Source organism: Pseudarthrobacter xylosi, from assembly GCF_055412765.1.
In genome coordinates this window covers 99,610-120,402 of record NZ_JBVAYT010000007.1, presented here as the reverse complement: position 1 = coordinate 120,402, position 20,793 = coordinate 99,610, and the positions used below count along the sequence as shown (strand labels likewise).

Genomic DNA, 20,793 nt, shown 5'->3' with positions numbered 1-20,793 from the left:
CGTTACTGCTACTGGTTGTGATGCTGTTGTATATGTGGTGCCGCTGCGCTTACCGGACGGCGGCTACCGGACGGCGATCGGGTTGACGGGCGATCCGACGGCGCCGGTAATGGGCAACGGCGCGGCGGTGAGCAGGAAGTCGTACCTGCCGTCCGCTGCGCACGCTTCCGCCAGACCGTCCGGGTCCCACATCTCGCCCAGGAACAGCCCGAGGTTGGGGATGGCTATCTGGTGCAGGGGCTGGAAGGCGCCGTCGAACTCGTTAGGGCGCACCTCGAAACCCCACGTATCCGTCGCGATGCCGGCGATCTCTGAGGTGTGCAGCCACGACGCGGTGCTGAAGGACAGCCCGGGAGCTGACCCGCCGGCGTAATCGCCCCAGCCGTCGCGGCGGACCCGGGTGTGCTGTCCGGTGCGGATCACCACGATGTCGCCGCGACCCACCCGTGAGCTGGGTCCCTGCAGTTCAATGGTCCGCTCAAGGTGGTCCGAGGTAATCGCGAACCCGTCCGGCAGCTCGCCGTCGTCCCGGCCAAGTTCCGGTCCCAGCGCACGGCCGACGTCGAGCAGGACGCCGCGGGTGACGATCTTCGCGGCAGCGGTCTCGATCCCGGTCACCAGATCGCCTTCTGAGGTAACTACATCGCCTGCCGCCCGCCCGTTCCAGGCCTTGCCGCGGTCGAAGATGTGCCCCAGGCCGTCCCACTGGGTGGAGCACTGCAGCGGCATGGCGATCACGTCGTCAGCGCCGCCAAAACCGTGCGGGAAGCCCTGGTTGCCGCGTTCGGCGTCCACGCCGGTGTCCGTCATGGTGTGGACGGGGTTGGTGCGGCGGCGCCACCCTTTTTGTGGGCCGTTGGTGTCGAACGGCTGGGACAGGGAGAACGCCTCACCGGTCTTCACGAGTGACGCCGCCTCGATGCGCTTGGCCGCGTTGATGAAGTTCAGGGTTCCCAGAACGTCATCGTCGCCCCAACGGCCCCAGTTGTTGTACTTGGAGGCCGCGGCCGTGATGCTGCCCAGCGGGTCCGTACGCCGGATCACCGGGGAATCATTGGTGGCTGACTCCCCGGTGCCGGTGTTTTTTACAGCAGCGGTGTCCTGGGTGGTCACGGCTGGCTGCCTTCAGGTTGAACTTCGTCCCTGCAGTTGATCCGCTGGGTGCCCAGGCCGGTGATGGTGCCTTCCATCACGTCGCCGTCCTGCAGCAGCCGGCCCCAATGGGCGCCGTTGCCGGCGGGGCTGCCGGTCAGGACCAGGTCGCCCGGGCGCAGCGGCATAATCTGGGAGGCTTCGCTGACGAGTTTGGCCACACCGAAGATCATGTCCTGCGTGGATTCGTCCTGCATAGCCTTGCCGTTGAGCTTCAGCGTCACCTGCACGTCCTGCGGGTCACCGAAGAACTTGGCCGGCACCAGCAGCGGGCCGGTAGGCAGGAAGCCAGGGGCGTTCTTGGCGCGGTACCAGTCCGAGCCGATGGCAGGCATGTCCTTGCGGAAAACGTACTCACGCGTGGTGATGTCGTTGACCATGGTGTAGCCGAACACATATTCCAGTGCCTCCTCCGGGGTGACCCGGAACGTCGTCCTCCCGATCACCGCGGCAAGCTCCAGCTCCCAGTCGTGGGACTTGGAGTAGGAGGGCAGGGTGAGATCCTCCGTCGCGGAAGCGATTGCGGTCGGCAGCCCGATGAAGAAGTACGGCGTTCCCTGACCTGCCCGCTTGTCCATCATTGCGGCGGTCTTCGCGCGTACTTCGTCTTCGTCCTGGCCCGGTTCGCGGTGCGCGGCGGCGAGGTCGATCACGTGCTTGCGGTAGTTTGCACCGGTCTGCAGGACCTGGACCGGTTCCACCGGGGCGAGGACCTCGACGTCGGCCAGCGCCAGGCCGGTGTCCTCGCCGGCGGAGGCGGCGAGCGTGTCCAGCTGTCCTTCGGTGGCGTCCCAATGCTCGATCAGGGAGTTGATGTCCCCGTCCAGCGGCAGCACGCGCTCGCCCACGAGCAGGCCGGCGCGGGCCTTGCTGTCGCCAGGCTCCTGGAACCGGATGAGGGAATACGTAGCTTCGGCCATGGTGTCTTAGCCCCGTCCCTGCTTGGCGTACGGGTTCAGGAGGGCTTCCTTCATCTCCGGGGATGCGCCTTCTTCCGTGGCGGTGAAGCCTTCGGCCGGCGGGAAGGATTCCGTCATGGAGTGCGGCATGGCGCCGTTTTTGTAGAAGTTGTTGGAACCTTCGGACGGCTTCCAGGTGTTGGCCTCCCAATCCGGGACGTAGTTTCGGTAGCCGCCGGAGTTCAGCTCGACGCGCAGGCCCGACGGGTCGCGGAAGTACAGGAAGTTCTGCTCGCCCACGCCGTGAATGGAGGGGCCGTATTCCATGGCGGTGCCGTTTTCCATCATGACGTCCGCGGTGCGGAGCAGGTCTTCGGTGGCGTCCACCCAGAAGGCGATGTGGTTGACCCGGCCGGCACGGCTGGAGGTGTCCAGGACAACGCCGAGGTCGTGTGACTTTTCGTTGGTGGTCAGCACGGAGAACACGGTGATGGGTGCTTCGTCCAGGTCCACGAATGCCATGACGCGGAAGCCAAGGGCCTCGTTGTGCCACTTGGCGAAGCCGCGGACATCGGAGGATGCCACGGTGACGTGGTCCAGGAAACGGGGCGCGGCTGCGTGGCTGCTGCGGCGCTCAGGACGGTCCGGGTAGGTGGATTCGAAACCGGGTTCGGCGACGAACTTCTCCACATCGAAGAACAGCCGCATGTGGTGCCCGTAGGGTCCGGTGAACTCGTAAGCCTTGCCATAGCCGTGGCCACCGGCGGTCCAGTTGCCCTGGACGCCGGTTGCTTCGACGCGCTGGGCCGCTGCTTCGAGGGCCGCCTGGGAGTTGGTGCGCCACGCCATCCGGCCCAGGGATGCTTCCGGCCCTTCGGTGATGACCAGGCTGTAGCGGTAGTAGTCGCCCCAGCAGCGCAGGTAGACGTTTCCATCCACCCGGTCGACGATGCGCATGCCGAACTTTTTCTCGTAAAAACGGGCGGATGCTTCGACGTCGGGGGTGCTGATCTCGAGGTGCGCGAGATGGGAGAGGGGAGTTTCCACGTTGAATTCCTTCTGAGTTCTGGCTGCTTCTGGGCGCTGCAGGTCTTGGAACTACTCTGAAGGAGGTTAGGTATTCGAGGAAGACGAACTTCTTGATATCAGCTATTCGTCTGACTGATAGCTTCCGTGGGTCGTGGCCGCGGTCGCCTGCTAGGAATTGGTGGCCTTGCGGCGCCGTCTTTCTGTGCGGCGGAGCTGAAGGATGCGCGCGCCGCCGGCAATCGCCACGAGAATGCCACCACCGACGGCTGCGATGAAGAAGGCCACACCCTGGGCAAGCCGGCCCTCCCAGCCGAGGAACTTAACAGCAACCATGTCCTGATTCTGGATAAAGAAGATGATCAGCAGCACTAGCACCACGAGGCTGACCGCCACGGCACTCCAAATGACTGCAGTCCGTGTGACGCGGGAGGGAGGAGTCTCTCGCGCAGGCGGTGGCGCAGGTTCGGTGCGCTGAACCGTGGGCTGGGCCTCTGGTGTGGGCGGTACAGCGGCGGGCGGTACGACGGTGGGTGGCAGCGGTTCTTCTGAGCTCATACCGTTATTGTCTCTCTGCGCTGGCCATTTTGGCGGGATGCGGTGCGTATCCGAACGTCGGTAGCCCAAATAAAGGGCAAGGACGCGAAAACCCGCCCACCCGTCCGTAACTGAGGACAGTTCCGGAGGGACGAGCGGGTTACGTGGCGGTGCAGCGCGAACCGTAGGAACTACTCCTTACCAAGCCCCGCGGCCGACGTCTTCTGCCCGGTGACCTCGTTGAGGGCCGTCAGGTCAAAGATGCCGTTGATGTCCGCCTGCTTGGTGGTGCCGGCTTCCACCCCGTCCTTGAGCAGCTTGGGGTAGGTTCCGGCGAGCGGATCCACGGTGAACACGATGTTCTTCAGGGACCGCTCGATCACGTCGGCTTTGAGTTCGGCACCGGCCGCTTCCTTGAGGGCAGCGTTGATGACGCTGGCTTTCTCGCCTGCAGCAGCACTGTTCAGCCAGTCTACGGACTTGGCGTGGCCCTTGAGCAGCGCCTTCACGGTGTCCGGGTGCTCAGCGGCGAACTTCTTGTTCACGATCAGGATGGTGGTGGGGAACTCGCCGGCCTTGCCGGAGAGTGAGCCGTCCCAGAGGTCCTTTTCGTCGACGAGGACCTTGGCACCGGCGGTCAGCACCAGGCGGGAGGCCCAGGGCTCAGGCAGCCATGCGCCGTCGAGCTTTCCGTCCTGGAAAAGTTTCAGCGTCTGGGCGTTTTCCGTGGGGTTGATAGCGACGTCGCCGCTGCCGTCCACATTGGTTTTGTAGCCCTGGGTGGCGAGCCAGGCGCGGAGCGCCACGTCCTGCGTGCCACCTAGCTGCGGCGAGGCGAGGGTCTTGCCCTTGAGGTCCGCGGCGGAGTTGATTTCCGGCTTGACCACCAGCTGCGCGCCACCTGCGGCCGCACCGGCGATGATGTTGATGGACTCCCCGCCGCTCTTTACGAACGAATTGATGGCCGGGTTCGGGCCGATGTAGGTGGCGTCGATGGCGCCGGCGTTCAGGGCCTCGATCGCGGCGGGCCCGGCGTTGAAGACCTGCGTGCTGAGCTTCGTATCGCCCAGCTCCTTGGCGATGTAGCCCTGGCTGACACCCACCAAGGCCGGTGCGTGCGTCACGTTGCCGAAATAGCCGAGCTTGAGCTCTGCCGCCGGGTTGCCGGCAGGAGCGGCGGAAGACGCCGCGGAGGTGGCAGCGTTGTTGCCGGAGACCGCCGATGCCACGGCCACGCCGCCGCCCACCAGGGCCAGAATGCCGGCCACGATGCCGATCTTCAGGCCGAGCGGACGTTTCGGAGCGGAAGTCTGGCCGGCCACGATGCGGGTGGCCGCCGGTTGGTTTTGCGGAGTGTTATCCGGGGGAGTGGTCACGGTGTTTCCTTTGCTTGCGGATGTTGGCGATGCGAATGCGGAGATGTTGATGATGAGATTACGGACGGCCCCCACCCCCCACAAAGGCGCCGGACACGGACGTTCACACAACGACGCGAAGGCTCAACAGGACGTAGCGCCGCGTAAAAAAACGTCGCGGGGCGACTCCAACGGGCCAGCCGCCCGCGACGAAGCGGCACGGCCCGGGATGCCCCATGCCCACGTAGACTGGCAGGATGCGGCTGGTAGCAAGTGATATTGACGGAACTATTCTTGGGCACGACGGAAAGATCAGCGACCGCACCGTCCGGGCCTTCCACGCCTGCCTGGATGCCGGTATCGAGCTCGTTTTTGTCACCGGCCGCCCGCCGCGCTGGCTCCACCCGCTGGAGGAGCAACTAGGCCACACCGGCACCGTCATCTGTTCCAACGGCGCCGTGGTGTGGGACCTCGAAGCGGACCGGCTGGTGTCCGCCCGGACGCTGGGCATTGACGCGGTGCTGGAACTGCGGCGGATCATCAAAGAGCTGCGCCCGGCCGCGCTCTTCGCCGCGGAAACGCTGACCGGGTTCCATCTTGAGCCCGGTTTCATCGAGAACGGTTCCAGCGAACTGCTGGCCGAATTTACCCCCGCGCCGCTGGCCGAAACGCTCGCCCCGGACGACGCCGTTGTGAAGTTCCTGGCGATTGTCAGGGATGGCACCGCAGACGACTTCCTGGCCGCCGTGCGGCCCGCCGTCGCCCATCTCGCCTCCGCCACGCACTCCGCACCGACCGTGGCGATGCTGGAGCTGTCCCTCCCCGGCGTCAACAAAGCCGTCACCCTGGCCGAATACGCAAAAGCCCTGTCCATTGACGCGGCCGACGTCGTGGCGTTCGGCGATATGCCCAACGACGTCGAGATGTTGCGCTGGGCGGGCCATGGATACGCCATGGCCAGCGGCCATCCGGACGCCATCAGCGCCGCCGGGCAGCAGGCGCCCCACTTTGACGACGACGGCGTGGCCCAGATTCTCGAGGCCAGGCTCGCGGCGCTGGGGGTAGAGCTGTCCTGACCCCCTCCCCGTAGCCGGAATTCACAGCTTCCGCTCACCTTCCGTTCACGTTTGCCGCCTACCGTGGGCTGTGGATACACATCCGCGGCTAAAGGGGAAGTCATGGCAAGGAACGGCAACCAACGCGCGGCCGAAGCGCCGCTGCCCCCGGCAGAGCCGGCGGCGCACTGGAAGGCATTGAAAGAGGGCGACCGCGTGCGCGTCCGTCTCAGCCCCGGGTACGAAACCGGCGGGTTCGTGGACGCCATCACCCGGGACCACACTGCCGTGTGGGTGGACCTCGACAACGGGCATGGCCGCACGCTGCTGCACTGCAGTGACGGCGTGGAGATTGTGCCGCAGGAGGTGTAGCCCGCCGGCTCCGGTACGCTCACAAACGTGACTCAGCCGTTTTTTGATGCCTCCGGCGGCGCTGCCCGTCCCTCGCGTCCCATCGCCATGGCCCACCGCGGATTCTCCCGGGACGGGCTGGAGAATTCGATGGCCGCGTTCCGGGCCGCCGTCGAACTTGGCTATGAGTACCTCGAGACGGATGTGCACACCACCTCCGACGGCGTGCTGCTGCTCTTCCACGACGAAACCCTGGACCGGGTCACTGACAGCCGCGGCCGGATTTCCGAGCTGACCGCCGCCGAGGTTTCCTCCGCGCGGATCGGCGGGCGCGAACCCGTGGCGCTGTTCGATGAACTGCTGGCGGCCTTCCCGGCTGCCCGGCTGAACCTGGACGTCAAAGACTGGAACTCCGTCCAAAGCCTGGCCGCCGGCATCGAACGGCACGGCGCGCATGACCGGGTCCTCGTGGCCAGTTTTTCAGACCGCCGACGCCGGGCGGTCCTGAAGCTGCTAAGCCGTCCGGTGGCGTCCTCGGCAGGGATGGTGACGAACGCGCTGGTTGTCCTGCTGGGCCCGGTGCTTCCGGCCACGTGGCTGCGTTTTGTGCTGCGGGGACCGTTAAGGGATGTCCAGGCGCTGCAGGTTCCGGTCCGGTACGGGGCGATCCGCGTGGTGACGCCGGCCTATGTCCGGCGGGCGCACGCCCTAGGACTGATGGTCCATGTATGGACCATCAACCACCCGGCCGAGATGCACCGCTTGCTTGACCTGGGCGTGGATGGAATCGTGAGCGACCGCGCGGATCTGCTCAAGCAGGTCCTGCAGGAACGCGGCGAGTGGCCCGGGAGCTGACCCGGTTTCCCTGGACTGCTCAAGTGCGGCCGTAGTCAAAGCGCCGGCTGCCCCTGTGGATTCTGCTTCCACTTATTAACGAACCGGCTGACTGGCTCGGAGCCTGCCGGAACAATTCCTTGGCGGAATTATCAGCATGCTTACAATTGATTGATAACCCGGGTGGATTCCCGGATGTTCACGGAAAGGAACAGTCGCAATGAGCAGCTACCATCCGGAAAACGATCCCGCGAACCCTGATCAGCCTGGATCCGATCAGGCTGAACCGGATCGGTCGCGGAAAGAACCTCATACGTCAGGAAAAGACTCCGCAGCGTCAGCCAATCCTGACCCCGCAGAAGGAAACATCACCGGACTTGAGCCGGGCGGCGGCGTACCTCCAGGCGAAACGCCGCCCGCCGAGGATCAGATGAGCGGCGACCAGGGCCACAGCGAATAGCCCGCCGTCATACCGTGGAGTCGATCAGGGAAGGGGCGCCGTTCAGTGCAGATCGGAGCCGCCCGGACCATGGGTGCCGTGATCGGCGGCGGCAGCGAGGTGACGCAGCCCCTCGGGGTCGAGCGGCGTATTCCACGCCGCCCAGTCCTTCGGCCGCACTGAGGGCCTGCCCAGCAAGTAACCCTGGCCGGCGCTGATACCCAACTCCGTGAGGACCCTCAGTTCCTCGGTGGTTTCAACCCCTTCGGCCACCAAAACACTCCCGATCTGCTCCGCAAAGTCCACCAGGCACGCGGCCAGGGCGTGCTGGGAGGAATCCGTGTCCACACCGCTGATCACATTCCTGCCCAGCTTGATGAAGTCAGGCCGAAGGTGGAGCATCCGGCTCAAGGCGCCAGCGCTGGGGTGCGAATCGTCGATTGCAATACGCAGTCCGCGTTCTCGGAGCGGCGTAATGGCGGAAATGAAATACGAGTATCCCTCGTCTGGAATTTCGTCCGTCAATTCGAGCACAATGCGGTCTATTGGCAGTTCGATGTGGTCAAACAATTCGGGCAGCCGGGGATCCAGGCATGACGTGGGGGAGATGTTGAGGGAGACATAGAGATGCATGGGCAGTTTCGCGGCAGCGGCGGCAGCGGATGCGAGGGCCGAGAATTCCAGGTTGGCGCCCAAGCCAACGGCGGCCGCCTCCGCGAACCAAAGTTCCGCACTTGCGCCATCGTCACTGACAAAGCGTGACAGCGCCTCCACACCCACAACGCCCTTGGATTCGAGGCCGTAGATCGGCTGGAACGCGGTCATCAGCATCTGGTTTTCCAGCAGCGCGCTGATCCGCGACAGGCTGCGCAGGGAGTCCAGCCGCTCGGCCAGCTGTGGCGGCATGGCGCTGGGAGGCTGTGGGAAGCGGGCAATATCTGGAGTGTCGGCGGCTGCACCGTCCTGCTGCCGGCGCTCCAGAAGATACTCCAGCAGGGCCCGCTCCGGCATGCCGGGGTTTTCCCCCAAGCGGTCGCTAAGGCGCTGACGTATTGCCGCCCCGGCAGGATCGGAATCCGCCAAAACCGCAGCAATAACTCCCCAAGCTTGTACCCGAACCGTCATTAGCAACGCCCCCAGTTGACGAAGTAATGGTTCCTTGGCCCCTTTATTTTCAAATTTCCAGTTGCCTTCGGAATGCGTTACTTCTGATTAATGCCGATCTTCCTGGCCTCGAAGAATCGGATACCGCAACTTGATCGTATATCGGGATGATCCAAAAGCGCAGCCCTTAATCGATCAACCTCTTATTACTTTCGGATGAGTCCCGGCCAGCAGAGCAGGAATCTGTTCAGGCGGGACGGGTTTGCTGAAGAAATAGCCCTGTGCGCTCAGGCATCCAAGGTTCCTGAGGTGCTGGGCCTGCTCCGCTGTTTCCACGCCTTCCCACACGGCTTCGAGGCCGCAGGCGCGCACCAGCTGCAGGACTGCGGCCACCAATGCCGGCTGGCTGGGGTCCGTGCCCAGGCCCTCGATCAGGGACCGGTCCACTTTCACCCGGTCCACCGGGAGCCGGCGCAGGTAGCTGATGGAGGAATAGCCGGTACCGAAGTCGTCGATCTCGATTCCGACGCCCAGTCCGCGCAGCCCGGCCAGGGAATACCGGTCCAGCTCGTTGCCCCTGACGATGGCCGCTTCCGTCAGCTCCAGGACAACCTGCTCGGGACGGACACCTGTTTGCTTGAGCACGGCGCGGACGTCCTCGATGAACTGCAGGCTCTGCAGATCAGTGGCGGAGATGTTGATCCGGACGGAAAACCGGCTGTCCACCAGGTCTGCATCAATCCAGCGGCGTAGCTGACTGACGGCCGTGCCGAGCACCCACAGGCCCAGTTCGGAGATCAGCCCGGCAGCTTCTGCCAGCGGGATGAATTCGTCGGGCATGATGCGGCCGCGGCTGGGGTGGTCCCAGCGGATCAGGGCTTCCACCCCTTCAATGCGCCCGGTGCCCAGTTCAACCACGGGCTGGTAATGCAGCACCAGGCCTTCGCCCTTGATGGCGGTCCGGAGGTCCTCCAGCAGTTGGCTGCGGAGCCTGCGGATGAGCAGGAGCCCCGGTTCGAACACGTGCAGCCGGTTCTGGCCCTCGGCTTTAGAGGCGTACATGGCCACATCGGCCTCCATCAGCAGGTCCTCGGCCCGCCGCCCCGCCGCCCCGACGCTGAGTCCTACGCTCGCCCCGCAGCGGACCGTCCGGTCCGGCAGGTCGATGGGTTCCTTGATGGCTGCCAGGATGCGCTGGCCTACGACGACGGCCTGGTCCGGGCCCGTGGCCGGCATAACGATGGCGAACTCATCCCCGCCCAACCGGGCAACCACGTCGCCGGTCCGGACGGAGCTACGGATGCGTTGCGCCACGGTGATCAGTACCTGATCGCCGGCGGTGTGGCCGAGGGTGTCGTTGATGGATTTGAAGGCGTCAAGATCAAGCAGGAGGATCACGGGCTGGCTGCGGGCATTGCCGTCGTGGTCCTGGGCGGACTTCAGCGCAGTCAGGAGGGCCGAGCGGTTGGCGAGGCCGGTGAGGGGGTCCTGCATGGCCATCATCTGCATTTCGCGGTGGGCTTCGTGCAGCAGCTGCGTGCGGACCTCGACGCGCTGCTCCAGCTCTTCATAGATGATCTGCAGGTCCTCGGCGAGGAGGTTGGTGCCCATGATGATGGCGTCGAGCTCGTCGCGGGCCGGCGATACTTCCATCCGCGACTGGAGGTCTCCGGAGGCGAGCCGGACGATGCCATCGAGTAACTGGGAGAGCCTGGGGTCATCGTCAGCGAACATCTGGTGCCTCCTTTCCGGGGTCAGGTTTCCTGGGACCCGCGGGCTCCAAGGGGGAGGTTCACGGTGACAGTGGTGCCAACACCCAGCTCCGAGGTTACGTCAATCCGGCCGCCGTGGCGCTGGACGATGTCCTGCGTGATGGCGAGCCCAAGACCGGTGCCCGGAACCGCCCCGGACATCGCGTTCGAGGCGCGGTAAAAGCGGGTGAAAATGTGGGCTATCTCGTCACCGGAGATTCCCATCCCGGTGTCCGAGACGCTGACAGTGGCCCAGCGGGTGCCGTCTGCATCTGCCCGTGTCACGCTGATCACGTCGATCTGTCCGCCGCCGGGGGTGAACTTGATGGCATTGGAGACCAGATTCGTGAAAACCTGCTGCAGCTGCACTTCATCTGCCAGGATTTCCGCGTCCTCCGAGGCGAGGGCCACCACAATAGCGACGTTCTGCACCGTCGCGAGCGGCCTGAGCGCAGCGGTGACGATCTCGAGTGTCCGCGCCAGCCGGACGGGGGTCAGGTGCAGCGGACTTTGCTCATGCCCGTTGCGGGAGACGCTCAGCATGTCTTCGATCAGCAGCCGCAGCCGTTCGGTGTTCCTGACCACGACGTCCAGCATCTGATGAACCTCGCTGGACACCGGATCGGACGTATTCTCCTGGATCATGTCCAGGTACGCCATGATCGAGGTCAGCGGCGTCCGGAGCTCATGGTTGACCGTGGCCAGGAAATCGGTCTTGGCTTTGTCCAGCTGCTGGAGCTGCTTGACCACCTGCTGCTGGCTGGTGATCAGGTGGCTTTGGATCAAGCCGTGGGCGGTATTGCCGGCCACATGCTGGATCAGTGCAAGCTCGGCCCGCGACCATTCCCGGGGCGACTCAAGCAGGGCGATCCAAATAATTCCCAGCGACGAGCTGCCGTCCCCCATCGGGACGGCCACGGATGCGGCGGCGCGCAGTTTCGCGAGTTCGGCCGGCAGCCGGACGTCGCCGGTGCCCAGCGGCGCAGACGCTCCGTCCGCCGTCAGGGCGTCAGCCCGCGACCACAAGACGTCGGCTGTCCTGCGCACCGGGCCTTCGTCCGTAAACAATCCTTCGGGCAGCGGAGCCAGTCCGGGCCGTTGCCACTGGGCGGTAATGGGTGGGACCCTGTCGTCGTCGAACGTGGTCAGCCAGACCCTGTCCGCGCCGAACGTCTCCCCGAACCCCCTGACCACAAAGTCGGCGATTTGTTGCGGATGGTTGGTTCCGCGGACCGCGGCAGAAACCTGCCGCAGCCTCTCTCGTAGCGTCTCGGCTTCCTGCCGCGCTTCATTCCGGCGGGAGACCAGGTTGATCAGGGCCGTGGCGCGGTGGACGAGTTCCTTGGCCGCAGGCGGTTTGGCGATGCTGTCCCGTACGCCGGCGTGTTCCACGGCCTTGACTTCTGCCGGGCTGTCGAGATCGACGAGGACCAACACGGGGGCCGTCGCATCGACGTCTGAGAGTGAACTGTCAAGGACCAGGACGGAGGGCTTGCGCTGGTCCAGAAGGGCCGACAGGCTGGTGGCGTTGTCCACAGCGCTGACCGTGAAGCCCGCCGTCTCCAGTGCCGCGGCGGTGAATTCCCGGCGACCGGCGTCGGGGTCCGCAACCACAGCCAGGTACGGCACGGTTGCGACATGTGGTGTGTCCGCTGGCAACCTGTCCCCTTCGCTCCTGTGTGAGCACCCGTTTGCTCCTGACTGAGTACATTGTAGGGTGACGGAGCACACCTGTTCCTATAACAAACCACGGAGGGTCATCGTGACGAGTCAGCCTGCAGAAGCAGCCAAGGCGGACCTGACGCTGGATGAGCAGGGTCTTATCCAGCTGAAGTGGCCGCGGGGTGTGTCCATCGCGGAGTCCGACGCCGAGGCCGCCATGCAGAACGTGAACCACCTGTGCGGGGCCAGCCGCTATCCCATGTTGGTGGATATGGCCACCACGGCCCAGGTCAGCCGGGGAGCCCGGGCAGTTTTTGGCCGCCCCTGCCAGGCCTCCCGCATTGCACTGCTGGGTGCGTCGCCGGTTGATAAAGTACTGGCCAACTTCATTCTGGGCATCAATAAGCTGCCCTGCCCCACCCGGTTCTTTACGTCCCGCGACGAAGCTATGGCCTGGCTACTGAAAGGGTCCACGGCCACAGCCTGAAGGGACCCGCCCGGCGAACCTGCCGCAATGACTTTGGGCCTTATATTTGTACGATGTCATCCCCAGCGAAAAAGGTGCTCTCCGCCGTGCGGAAGTACCTGATCTTGCCCAAACTGATCAGGCTGTCCTGGTCTGCGCCCAAGAACAGGATCGTGGCCTGGGACAGGTATTGGGCCGGAATCGCCAGCACGGGAGCCAGGAGTGACGTGCTGTGGGATTCCGGCACGGACCACGAGCTGCTGGGCTACCGGGAGACCCTGCGGCGGCACTTCGATCCCAGCCTGCCCGTTGTGGATGTGGGCTGCGGACATGGTGCATTCAGTCGCGCTCTGACCGCGATTTCACCGCAGGTCCTGGGCGTCGACGTGTCCGCGCACGCGGTGGCCCGCGCACGCGATGAATCGGCTGGCGTTGCGGGTGTCAGCTACCTGGCGCGTGACATGACCGAGCCGGGAGCAGGCGCCGATTTGGTGGGGCCCACGGATGCAAACGTCTTTGTCCGTGGCGTGCTGCACGTCCTGGCCCCGGCCGATCAGGCCGCGCTGATGGAAAACCTGAGGCAGCTCGTGGGCGCCCGCGGCACAGTATTCCTTGCGGAGACGAATTTTCAGGGCAACCCGGTGGAGTACGTCGCGCACCTGGGTGCGTCGCTGCGAACCATCCCGGCCCCGCTGGAGCTGGCTATCCGGAAACTGCCCATGCCGGGCCACTTCGGAGCAGAGGACCTGGCCCGCGTGATGCCGAAGGACCGGTGGACCATGGTGGAGGACGGGGCCGTCACGATCGAGACCAATCCACTGGTGGACGCTGCGGGGAACAGCCGTGTGCCGGGCTACTTTGCGGTACTCAAGCCCAAGGATCCCGACGCCGGCCGGTAGAGGACGTCCCAAGCTGTCCGCATTACGGATTGGGCAAGCGCTTTCCCATGCCCGGCTGGCATGATGGACGGCATGCGCATTCTCATTGCTCCGGATAAGTTCAAGGGCTCGCTCACCGCCGCGGAGGCCGCCGCCGCCATCGCCGAAGGTGCGCTGCGCGTCTACCCGGACGCTGTCGCCAATCAGTTTCCGATCGCCGACGGCGGTGAAGGAACTCTGGAGGCTGCCGTTTCGGCCGGCTATGAGGAGCGGCTCAACGCCGTTGTGGGTCCCATCCTTGCCCCTGTGGGCGCCGCCTGGGCCATCCGGAAGAACTCCGACGGCGGTGCTACCGCAGTCATCGAGACAGCGCAGGCCTCCGGCCTGGCTGAGATGGAACCCACCCCCGCCAACGCCCTGCGGGCCCACAGCTACGGCTGCGGACAGCTGATCGCGGCGGCCCTCGACGCCGGCGCTACCGAGATTGTGCTGGGCCTGGGCGGCTCGGCCATGACCGACGGCGGCAGCGGCGCCCTGCGTGCGCTCGGCCTGAAACCGCTGGACTCCGCCGGCAACGTAGTTCCGCTGGGCGGCGCATCACTCGCCCACGTTGCAGCCCTCGACACCACCGGACTGGACCCGCGCCTGTCGGCTGCCACGTTCAGAATCGCCGTGGACGTCCAGAACCCGCTCTATGGCGCAACCGGCGCAGCCCACGTCTTCGGCGCCCAGAAGGGTGCCGACGACGAGGCAACCGAACAGCTCGACGCCGGACTCCGCAACTGGGCGTCCGTCCTGCGCGAGGCCACTGGCCGGGACGTCAACGTCCCGGGCGCCGGGGCGGCAGGCGGCTTCCCGGCGTCGTTCCTTGCCTTCACCAACGCCCGGCTGGAAGGCGGGTTCGCGCTCGTCGCAGGGCTCACCGGTCTGGCAGGCCAGCTGGAGAACGCGGACCTGGTGATCACCGGTGAAGGTTCCATGGACTCGCAGTCGCTGACCGGCAAAGCCCCCATCGCGCTCGCCGACGCAGCCCGGGAGCGCGGGATCCCGGTGATCGTGGTGGCGGGGCGGATCCTGGTAACGCCGGAGGACCTGGCCGAACATGGCGTAGTAGCCGCCGCGCAACTGCTGGATGTTGCGGCCAGCCCGGAAGACGCCATCGCCAACGCCGCAAAATACCTGGCCTGGGCTACCAGCCAGGTTTTGGAAGGCGCCTGACGCCGGCGGCCTATGCCCCGGTCTCGTAGTGTGGGTCGGCCACCGGTTTGGACTCCGGTGAGCCCTTTTCGCGCAGGTAGACGGAGGCGCCCACCAAGACCGCCACGGCGAGGAATTCGCTTTGCCAGTTCTGGAACGACTCGAACCAGAACCGGCTGGTGGCGAGATACCCCAGCGCCGTGACGGTGGGCTGGCCGTGGCTCTGTTGTTCGTCGTTGTATGCCGAGGCTCCGCCGGCCGCGTGCAGGCTGAGGGAGGCCACAAACAGCAGCAGCAGGAGGATGGACAGGGAGTGTTCATACAGCTTCAGCACCAGGCCGCCGCGCTTTACGGGCCACGGCGTGGCGTCCTTGATGATGGCGTCGCGCGGGTCCTGGTCCTGTGGGGCAGTTTTGCCCAAGGGCTTGGATTCGGAGGATCCCTTCTGGAAAAGGAAGACGGTCGGGATCACATACATGGCCATCTGCAGGAACTCGGATTCCCAGTTTTCAAACGTGGCCTCGACGAAATCGCCCGTGGACAGGTACTCCAGCACGGTGACGCCGGGCTGCCCGTGGGCCAACTGGTCTTCGCTGTAGGCCGCCGCGCCGGAGAGGATCATTCCACCATAAAACGCCAGGAACAGTCCGGCGTTGGCGAGCAGGAGTCCGTGTTCCTTGGCCCACTTGCGCATGTGCACTCCTTAGGTTGGATTCCTGTTTTTTCGGCGGGCCGGCGGCCGGGCCGGGTGGGTAGCTATCGATCCGTTGCGCGCCTGTTGAGCCGCAGCGGGACGTAGATCAGCAAGACCAGGAGGACCGCCAGCAGGATTCCGCCGGCTGTCAGGCCGGCCGAGCGGCCGGCCGTTACGTCAAAGACCAAGGCAGCTGTCCCGACACTAAGCATCCCCACGCCGGCCAGGGCGATCTTGGTGATGGTGTCTGCGCTGGAGACCAAGGTTTCCTTGAGCCGTTTGCGGAAGAGGCGGCGGTGGACGCTGACGGGAAGCAAGATAAAGGCGGTGGTCAGCGTCGCGATCACCACGTTGACAAGGTAGAGGCCCACCTGGAAACCGTCCAGGTCCCCGAACCGCTGCTGGAACGGCAGGGTCAGGAGAAAACCGGCCAGGATCTGCACCCCCGTCTGCAGCACCCTGAGTTCCTGCAGCAACTCGGCCCAGTTCCGGTCAAGCTGCTCCTCCCGGGTTTCGTTCCGTCCGGTGCTGCCGGTGAAGTCCTCCACATCCGACATGTTTCTCCTCGCTCCGGGGCTGGGCCTGTGCTCCAAAACTAGGCTGAACTTGCGCCGAGGGCAACGTTTGATAAGTTTACTTATTATTCCCTCCGGGCGATGGACTTGCTCCGCCGCGCGGGATAGTTTCGAAGAGCCGCTGCACGCGGGCGCCCTTCGAAAACCGATCCAATGAAGAGGTGGACTATGAGCGATACGCAGAAACGGACAGGCCCGCCCACAGACCCCCGGGACGGCTATTACTCCGGGCCCTTTCCGAAGCAGGAACAGAAGCAGCCCGGGCTGACAGCGCCCATGGATCCGAAGCCGGACCATGGCGAACTCAGCTACGAAGGGCACGGCGCGCTCCAGGGTAAGGCCGCGCTCATCACCGGCGGCGACTCCGGAATCGGCAAGGCGGCGGCCATCGCGTTTGCCCGCGAGGGGGCCGACGTCGCAATCTCCTATCTTCCGGAAGAAGAGGATGATGCCCAGGACACCGCCGACTGGATCCGCAAAGCGGGCCAGCGCGCGCTGCTTCTCGCCGGGGACGGCCGGGAGGAGGACTTCAGCACCCGGATCGTGGCAGACGCCGTAGCCGAATTCGGCGGTCTGGATGTGGTGGTCCTCAACGCCGCTTACCAGAAGAACCGCGAGAGTTTCGAGTCCCTGCCTACCGAGGAATTCGACCGGGTGTTCAAGACCAATCTCTATTCCTTGATCTGGACGGCCAAGGCCGCGGTTCCGCACCTCAAGGCTGGCTCCTCGATCATTACGACGGCCTCCATCCAGGCCTTTAATCCGTCTCCGGGGCTGATTGACTACGCCATGACCAAGGCGGCACAGGTTGCCTTCACCAAGGCACTTGCCCAGGAACTGGGACCCAAAGGAATCCGCGTCAACGCGGTGGCCCCCGGCCCCATCTGGACCCCGCTGATCCCCGCCACTGAATGGCCGGATAAGCTGCCCAGTTTCGGGCAGGACACGCCGTTGCAGCGCGCCGGTCAGCCGGCGGAACTCGCCGCGGCGTACGTGCTGCTGGCGTCGGATCAAGGATCCTACATCTCCGGAGCAGTGCTGCCAGTGACCGGAGGTAAGGGCCTGTAACGAAGTCTGCACGTCAAATTCACATCCACAAATCAAATCCACATCCACAACAGGAGGAACCATGAGTCAGGACAACCAGCACACGGAACCGGCCGAAGAAGCGGGCGGCTACGGAACGCCGACGGCGGAACAGGAGATCGGCGGTGCAGAGACCAACGCTCCCGGTGTTGAGCCGGGCGAAGAGCCTATCCCGCGTGACGCCGTCGTGCCCTCCGCCGAGGCGGAGATCAACGATGCCAATGCCGATTCGCAGGGCTCCGAACCCTTCTCGTCGGAATCGGGACAGGATGCGGCCGGCCTGCCGGACGGCAGCGGAACCGACCTCCCCAAGGACAAAACACCGAACGACGACGACGAGGAAAGTTTCGACGCCGGGTAAGCACTTTCTGTGCCAGGACTGCGGTTTTTGTGTGGCCAGGCACCGCGCTTGGACCGGTCACCGGACGTATCCTAGAACTAGGTTTTGCAGTGGGCCACGCGTTTCGAACCTAGGCGTGGAACATGGCCGCGGAGACAGCGGGGGAGCGAGGCTGGGAATCGCTTCCCGACCCCCAGGATTTGGTGTTCGACAGCACCGATGTTGAAGGCTTCCTTGCTGCTGTCACCTTCGAGTTCATGCGCGACATCGGTGGCGATTCCCGCGGTATCAGCTGGGCTGTCACCTTCTTCCGGCCCGGCGCGGTCCGGACGGCCGCCGCCGGGACCGCCATAGCCCGTGCCGCGGACGAAGAACAGTGCTCGTTTGCGGACGGACCCGTGCTGGAAGCCCTGCGCGCGGGTGACTTTGTGCATCTGGCCGACGTCGCCCGCGACCGGCGGTGGCCAGGCTATGCCAGTGCTGCCGCGGACCACGGCGTCAGGTCGCTGCTGGCAATGCCGATTGTGGCCGCTCCCGGATGGAGTGCAGCATTGAGCCTCTACGCGTCCACTCCCCATGCCTTCACCAGCGAGGACATCATCAGGACGCGCCGGTACGCCCGGCAGGTGGAACGGTCACTGCGGATGGTGGTGCGTGTGGCCGAGCGGGCCGAAGCCGGCGCGCAAATGGCAGTAGCCCAAAGCTCAATGATGCTGATGGACCTGGCCGTGAGCACCCTAAAATCCGACTACGGGCTCGGCCATGAGGCGGCCCTGCAGTATCTCCGGACGGTCGCACGGCACACGCGCCAGGGGCTCCGCGAAACAGCCCTGAACATTGTTGCTGGCTCGCGCCCGGCCCCCGCCGGGCGCGGTCAGGAAAATGCCGCCTTCAAAGGAGTAGCTGACGTTGAAACACGCGCACTCCACCGGGGACCCTACAAAACAGGGAGCACGGCATGAACGTCTGGAAGCAGGACATTGCAGCCACGAACGCCCCTGGAGAACCCGAGCCCCACCCGTGGCGCCGGCTGGTTGCGTTGGGCGACTCCTTCACCGAGGGCATCGGTGACCCCGAGCCACGCAGCGAAGGTGGTTTGCGCGGCTGGGCAGACCGTGTAGCCGAGGAGCTCGGTGCGAACCAGCCCGATTTCGCCTATGCCAACCTGGCCGTCCGGGGCCTGATGGTGCAGCAGATCCTCGACCAGCAGCTCGCGCCGGCGCTGGCCCTGAAGCCCGACCTGGTCACGCTCTCCGCAGGCGGCAACGATATCGTTTTCCGCCGCAGCGATCCTGACCGGCTTGCCGAAAAGATCGACGACGGTGTGGAGCAACTGGCCCGGTCCGGCGCCACCGTGGTCCTCTTTGCCGGACCGGACTGGGGTGCAACGCCGGTCTTCAGCCAGATCCGCGGAAAGGTTGCCATCTTCAACGAGAACCTCCATGCGGTGGCCGCCCGCCACGACGCCGTTATGGTCGACCTGTGGTTCCTGCGCGAACTGTCGAACGCGGGCATGTGGGATCCGGACCGGCTGCACTTCTCACCGCTGGGGCACCACACCATCGCCGCGGCCGTGCTGAAAGCACTGGGTGTCGCCCACACACTGGAGCCGTTGGAGCCCAAGCCACCGCTGCCCCACAGCTGGAAGGAGGCCAGGACCGAGGACCTTATCTGGGCACGGGAATATCTCGTTCCATGGGTGATCCGGCAGATGAGGCACCCGCCGGAAGCGGAGCTGACCGCCAAGCGTCCCCAGCCACGGCCGGTTTTCGGTATCGGAAGCCCGCCCGGACCATATATCGGCGGCGGTCACGCGGCCTGACGCGCAGCCTTGCCCACCAGTCCGAGGCGGCAGTTGCGGACCGGTCAGCGCTTTTTCGGCGAGCGTTTCGCCGCTGCGTTGACGGCTGCCTTGACGGCGGGAGGCAGGCCCGCCTGCTCCGTTTCCGGTTCAGCCACCGAGCCGCGGGCCTTCGCGATGGCCTTCATGCCGTGGTAGATCACCAGGGCTGCGGCTGAGCCGAGGGCGATGCCGGTGAACGTCAGTTCCCCGATGGTCCAGGTGTAATCCGCGATGCCGATGATCAAGGCGACGGCGGCGGTGGTCAGGTTCACCGGGTTGGAGAAGTTCACCTTGTTCTGAACCCAGATTTTGACGCCCAGGACGCCGATCATGCCGTACAGCATGGTGGCGGCGCCGCCCAGCACGCCCGGCGGGACCGTGGCAATCAGTTCGCCGAATTTCGGCGAGAAGCTCAGCACAATGGCGAACACGCCGGCAACCCAGTACGCGGCCGTCGAATATACCTTGGTGGCCGCCATAACGCCGATGTTCTCCGCGTACGTGGTGGTGCCGGAGCCGCCGCCGAAGCCGGCCAGGACCGTGGCGGCACCGTCGGCCATCAGCGCGCGGCCGGAGACGCCGTCGAGGTTCTGGCCGGTCATGGCCGCCACGGACTTCACGTGCCCGATGTTCTCGGCCACCAGGACCAGCACCACAGGGACAAAGAGGCCCAGCACGCCCACATGGAACTCGGGGGTCTGGAAGTGCGGCAGGCCGATCCAGGCGGCGGCCTCCATTTTTTCGTAGCTCACTTCGCCGCGCAGCATGGCCACGAGGTAGCCCACCACCACGCCCACCAGGATGCTGAGCCGGCCGACGATTCCGCGGAAAAGAACGCTGACAAGGATGATGGTGGCCAGCGTGATGACGGCGGTGACGGGGGCGGCGTCGAAGTTCATCTTCGCCGCGGGCGCAAGGTTCAGGCCGATCAGAGCCACGATGGCGCCGGTGACGATGGGCGGCATCAGCCGGTTGATCCAGCCCGCGCCGAACTTCTGCACAATCGCACCGATCAGGGCCAGTGCGACGCCGGCGAGCACCACTCCGCCCAGCGCGCCGGGCACACCGAACTGCTGTTGGGACGCCATGATGGGCGCGATGAACGCGAAGCTGGAGCCGAGATAGCTGGGAACGCGTCCCTTGGTGATGACCAGGAACAGCAGCGTGCCAATGCCGGAGAAGAACAGGGTGGTGGCCGGCGGCATGCCCGTGATGATGGGAACCAGGAAGGTGGCTCCGAACATGGCCACCACATGCTGCATGCCCACACCGATGGTCAAGGGCCAGGCCAGCCGCTCATCCGGAGCAACCACGTGGCCGGGCTTAATCGATTTGCCGGTGCCGTGAAGCTTCCATTTCATTCCGAGCATGCTCATGGTCGGGGCCTTTCAAGGGGGTGCCGCTGGGGCTGGGATCTTCCGGTGCAACAATACCGCGGCTCCGCTGTGGCGAACGTCACGTGCGGATTGGGAAGAGGATAGGCGAGCTTGAAGTTACAACTATGGAAAGCAGACCCACGGCCCATCATTTGCGATGAGCGGGCCCAGCG

Annotated in this window: 22 protein-coding genes; 11 read left to right on the top strand and 11 right to left on the bottom strand. The window is 65.1% G+C overall.

The annotated features are described in order from the left end of the window. Positions 1-63 precede the first annotated feature (63 nt). The 5 genes from ACZY1F_RS15545 to ACZY1F_RS15525 form a co-directional block, all read right to left on the bottom strand. On the bottom strand, positions 64-1,113 hold the full coding sequence (locus ACZY1F_RS15545; RefSeq protein WP_463942809.1) for a cyclase family protein: 1,050 nt from the start codon (positions 1,111-1,113) through the stop codon (positions 64-66). Further along, a complete protein-coding gene (locus tag ACZY1F_RS15540; RefSeq protein ID WP_463942808.1) occupies positions 1,110-2,072 on the bottom strand; it encodes a fumarylacetoacetate hydrolase family protein in 963 nt (320 codons plus the stop codon). Before ACZY1F_RS15540 ends, ACZY1F_RS15545 begins: the two co-directional genes overlap by 4 nt. Before the next feature lie 6 nt (positions 2,073-2,078). Next, positions 2,079-3,098, bottom strand: a complete 1,020-nt coding sequence (locus tag ACZY1F_RS15535; RefSeq protein WP_463942806.1) for a VOC family protein — start codon at positions 3,096-3,098, stop codon at positions 2,079-2,081. Between the two features lie 150 nt (positions 3,099-3,248). Further along, positions 3,249-3,635 carry a LapA family protein gene (locus ACZY1F_RS15530; protein WP_463942804.1) on the bottom strand — a complete coding sequence of 129 codons (387 nt, stop codon included), beginning with the start codon at positions 3,633-3,635 and terminating at the stop codon, positions 3,249-3,251. Positions 3,636-3,805: 170 nt separating this feature from the next. Beyond that, positions 3,806-4,990 carry an ABC transporter substrate-binding protein gene (locus tag ACZY1F_RS15525; protein ID WP_463942802.1) on the bottom strand — a complete coding sequence of 395 codons (1,185 nt, stop codon included), beginning with the start codon at positions 4,988-4,990 and terminating at the stop codon, positions 3,806-3,808. Positions 4,991-5,226: 236 nt separating this feature from the next. Here ACZY1F_RS15525 and ACZY1F_RS15520 point away from each other — a divergent pair, with 236 nt between their 5' ends. The 4 genes from ACZY1F_RS15520 (at position 5,227) to ACZY1F_RS15505 (ending at position 7,669) form a co-directional block, all read left to right on the top strand. Next, positions 5,227-6,045: an HAD family hydrolase gene (locus ACZY1F_RS15520; protein WP_463942800.1), complete on the top strand. Its 819-nt coding sequence runs from the start codon at positions 5,227-5,229 to the stop codon at positions 6,043-6,045. 102 nt (positions 6,046-6,147) lie between these two features. Next, positions 6,148-6,396 (top strand): hypothetical protein, encoded by a 249-nt coding sequence (locus tag ACZY1F_RS15515; RefSeq protein ID WP_463942798.1) that lies wholly within the window; start codon positions 6,148-6,150, stop codon positions 6,394-6,396. Between the two features lie 27 nt (positions 6,397-6,423). Continuing rightward, positions 6,424-7,230, top strand: a complete 807-nt coding sequence (locus ACZY1F_RS15510) for a glycerophosphodiester phosphodiesterase family protein (protein WP_463942796.1) — start codon at positions 6,424-6,426, stop codon at positions 7,228-7,230. Positions 7,231-7,429: 199 nt separating this feature from the next. Next, positions 7,430-7,669: a DUF6480 family protein gene (locus ACZY1F_RS15505; RefSeq protein WP_463942794.1), complete on the top strand. Its 240-nt coding sequence runs from the start codon at positions 7,430-7,432 to the stop codon at positions 7,667-7,669. A gap of 42 nt (positions 7,670-7,711) precedes the next feature. Here the strand turns inward: ACZY1F_RS15505 and ACZY1F_RS15500 are convergent, their stop codons facing one another. The 3 genes from ACZY1F_RS15500 to ACZY1F_RS15490 all read right to left on the bottom strand — a co-directional run bounded on the left by ACZY1F_RS15500 (position 7,712) and on the right by ACZY1F_RS15490 (position 12,162). After that, positions 7,712-8,659 (bottom strand): EAL domain-containing protein, encoded by a 948-nt coding sequence (locus tag ACZY1F_RS15500; RefSeq protein WP_463942792.1) that lies wholly within the window; start codon positions 8,657-8,659, stop codon positions 7,712-7,714. Between the two features lie 288 nt (positions 8,660-8,947). Next, complete coding sequence (locus tag ACZY1F_RS15495) at positions 8,948-10,486, bottom strand: putative bifunctional diguanylate cyclase/phosphodiesterase (RefSeq protein ID WP_463942790.1); 1,539 nt, start codon at positions 10,484-10,486, stop codon at positions 8,948-8,950. A 20-nt stretch (positions 10,487-10,506) separates the two neighbouring features. Continuing rightward, positions 10,507-12,162 carry an ATP-binding protein gene (locus ACZY1F_RS15490; RefSeq protein ID WP_463942788.1) on the bottom strand — a complete coding sequence of 552 codons (1,656 nt, stop codon included), beginning with the start codon at positions 12,160-12,162 and terminating at the stop codon, positions 10,507-10,509. Positions 12,163-12,265: 103 nt separating this feature from the next. Between ACZY1F_RS15490 and ACZY1F_RS15485 the strand changes: the two genes are divergently transcribed. From ACZY1F_RS15485 to ACZY1F_RS15475, 3 genes are all read left to right on the top strand, one after another. Further along, positions 12,266-12,652: a DUF7793 family protein gene (locus tag ACZY1F_RS15485; protein ID WP_463942786.1), complete on the top strand. Its 387-nt coding sequence runs from the start codon at positions 12,266-12,268 to the stop codon at positions 12,650-12,652. A 53-nt stretch (positions 12,653-12,705) separates the two neighbouring features. Further along, entirely contained in the window at positions 12,706-13,530 is an 825-nt protein-coding gene (locus ACZY1F_RS15480; protein ID WP_463942784.1) for a class I SAM-dependent methyltransferase, read from the top strand. Between the two features lie 72 nt (positions 13,531-13,602). Next, entirely contained in the window at positions 13,603-14,727 is a 1,125-nt protein-coding gene (locus ACZY1F_RS15475) for a glycerate kinase (protein WP_463942783.1), read from the top strand. Positions 14,728-14,737: 10 nt separating this feature from the next. Here ACZY1F_RS15475 and ACZY1F_RS15470 read toward each other — a convergent pair whose 3' ends face one another. Beyond that, entirely contained in the window at positions 14,738-15,400 is a 663-nt protein-coding gene (locus ACZY1F_RS15470) for a DUF6766 family protein (RefSeq protein ID WP_463942781.1), read from the bottom strand. A gap of 62 nt (positions 15,401-15,462) precedes the next feature. Next, on the bottom strand, positions 15,463-15,957 hold the full coding sequence (locus ACZY1F_RS15465) for a DUF6328 family protein (RefSeq protein WP_463942780.1): 495 nt from the start codon (positions 15,955-15,957) through the stop codon (positions 15,463-15,465). Positions 15,958-16,143: 186 nt separating this feature from the next. Here ACZY1F_RS15465 and ACZY1F_RS15460 point away from each other — a divergent pair, with 186 nt between their 5' ends. The 4 genes from ACZY1F_RS15460 to ACZY1F_RS15445 all read left to right on the top strand — a co-directional run bounded on the left by ACZY1F_RS15460 (position 16,144) and on the right by ACZY1F_RS15445 (position 19,223). Next, positions 16,144-17,043 (top strand): SDR family oxidoreductase, encoded by a 900-nt coding sequence (locus ACZY1F_RS15460; protein WP_463942779.1) that lies wholly within the window; start codon positions 16,144-16,146, stop codon positions 17,041-17,043. Positions 17,044-17,104: 61 nt separating this feature from the next. Further along, the gene (locus ACZY1F_RS15455) at positions 17,105-17,422 is read left to right on the top strand and encodes a hypothetical protein (protein ID WP_463942777.1); all 318 of its coding nucleotides are present in this window, start codon (positions 17,105-17,107) and stop codon (positions 17,420-17,422) included. A 122-nt stretch (positions 17,423-17,544) separates the two neighbouring features. Further along, the gene (locus ACZY1F_RS15450; protein WP_463942775.1) at positions 17,545-18,363 is read left to right on the top strand and encodes a GAF domain-containing protein; all 819 of its coding nucleotides are present in this window, start codon (positions 17,545-17,547) and stop codon (positions 18,361-18,363) included. Further along, a complete protein-coding gene (locus tag ACZY1F_RS15445) occupies positions 18,360-19,223 on the top strand; it encodes an SGNH/GDSL hydrolase family protein (protein ID WP_463942774.1) in 864 nt (287 codons plus the stop codon). Before ACZY1F_RS15450 ends, ACZY1F_RS15445 begins: the two co-directional genes overlap by 4 nt. A gap of 44 nt (positions 19,224-19,267) precedes the next feature. On the opposite strand, the gene ACZY1F_RS15440 is transcribed toward ACZY1F_RS15445, so the two are convergent. Continuing rightward, positions 19,268-20,620, bottom strand: coding sequence for a uracil-xanthine permease family protein (locus tag ACZY1F_RS15440; protein WP_463942772.1), 1,353 nt, complete (start codon positions 20,618-20,620; stop codon positions 19,268-19,270). Positions 20,621-20,793 lie beyond the last annotated feature (173 nt).

Coding starts and splice junctions, on each gene's coding strand:
- ACZY1F_RS15540 (WP_463942808.1), bottom strand. CDS start 2,072: ATGGCCGAAGCTACGTATTCCCTCATCCGGTTCCAGGAGCCTGGCGAC.
- ACZY1F_RS15530 (WP_463942804.1), bottom strand. CDS start 3,635: ATGAGCTCAGAAGAACCGCTGCCACCCACCGTCGTACCGCCCGCCGCT.
- ACZY1F_RS15520 (WP_463942800.1), top strand. CDS start 5,227: ATGCGGCTGGTAGCAAGTGATATTGACGGAACTATTCTTGGGCACGAC.
- ACZY1F_RS15515 (WP_463942798.1), top strand. CDS start 6,148: ATGGCAAGGAACGGCAACCAACGCGCGGCCGAAGCGCCGCTGCCCCCG.
- ACZY1F_RS15505 (WP_463942794.1), top strand. CDS start 7,430: ATGAGCAGCTACCATCCGGAAAACGATCCCGCGAACCCTGATCAGCCT.
- ACZY1F_RS15500 (WP_463942792.1), bottom strand. CDS start 8,659: ATGCCGGAGCGGGCCCTGCTGGAGTATCTTCTGGAGCGCCGGCAGCAG.
- ACZY1F_RS15495 (WP_463942790.1), bottom strand. CDS start 10,486: ATGTTCGCTGACGATGACCCCAGGCTCTCCCAGTTACTCGATGGCATC.
- ACZY1F_RS15480 (WP_463942784.1), top strand. CDS start 12,706: ATGTCATCCCCAGCGAAAAAGGTGCTCTCCGCCGTGCGGAAGTACCTG.
- ACZY1F_RS15475 (WP_463942783.1), top strand. CDS start 13,603: ATGCGCATTCTCATTGCTCCGGATAAGTTCAAGGGCTCGCTCACCGCC.
- ACZY1F_RS15470 (WP_463942781.1), bottom strand. CDS start 15,400: ATGCGCAAGTGGGCCAAGGAACACGGACTCCTGCTCGCCAACGCCGGA.
- ACZY1F_RS15465 (WP_463942780.1), bottom strand. CDS start 15,957: ATGTCGGATGTGGAGGACTTCACCGGCAGCACCGGACGGAACGAAACC.
- ACZY1F_RS15460 (WP_463942779.1), top strand. CDS start 16,144: ATGAGCGATACGCAGAAACGGACAGGCCCGCCCACAGACCCCCGGGAC.
- ACZY1F_RS15455 (WP_463942777.1), top strand. CDS start 17,105: ATGAGTCAGGACAACCAGCACACGGAACCGGCCGAAGAAGCGGGCGGC.
- ACZY1F_RS15450 (WP_463942775.1), top strand. CDS start 17,545: ATGGCCGCGGAGACAGCGGGGGAGCGAGGCTGGGAATCGCTTCCCGAC.
- ACZY1F_RS15445 (WP_463942774.1), top strand. CDS start 18,360: ATGAACGTCTGGAAGCAGGACATTGCAGCCACGAACGCCCCTGGAGAA.
- ACZY1F_RS15440 (WP_463942772.1), bottom strand. CDS start 20,620: ATGAGCATGCTCGGAATGAAATGGAAGCTTCACGGCACCGGCAAATCG.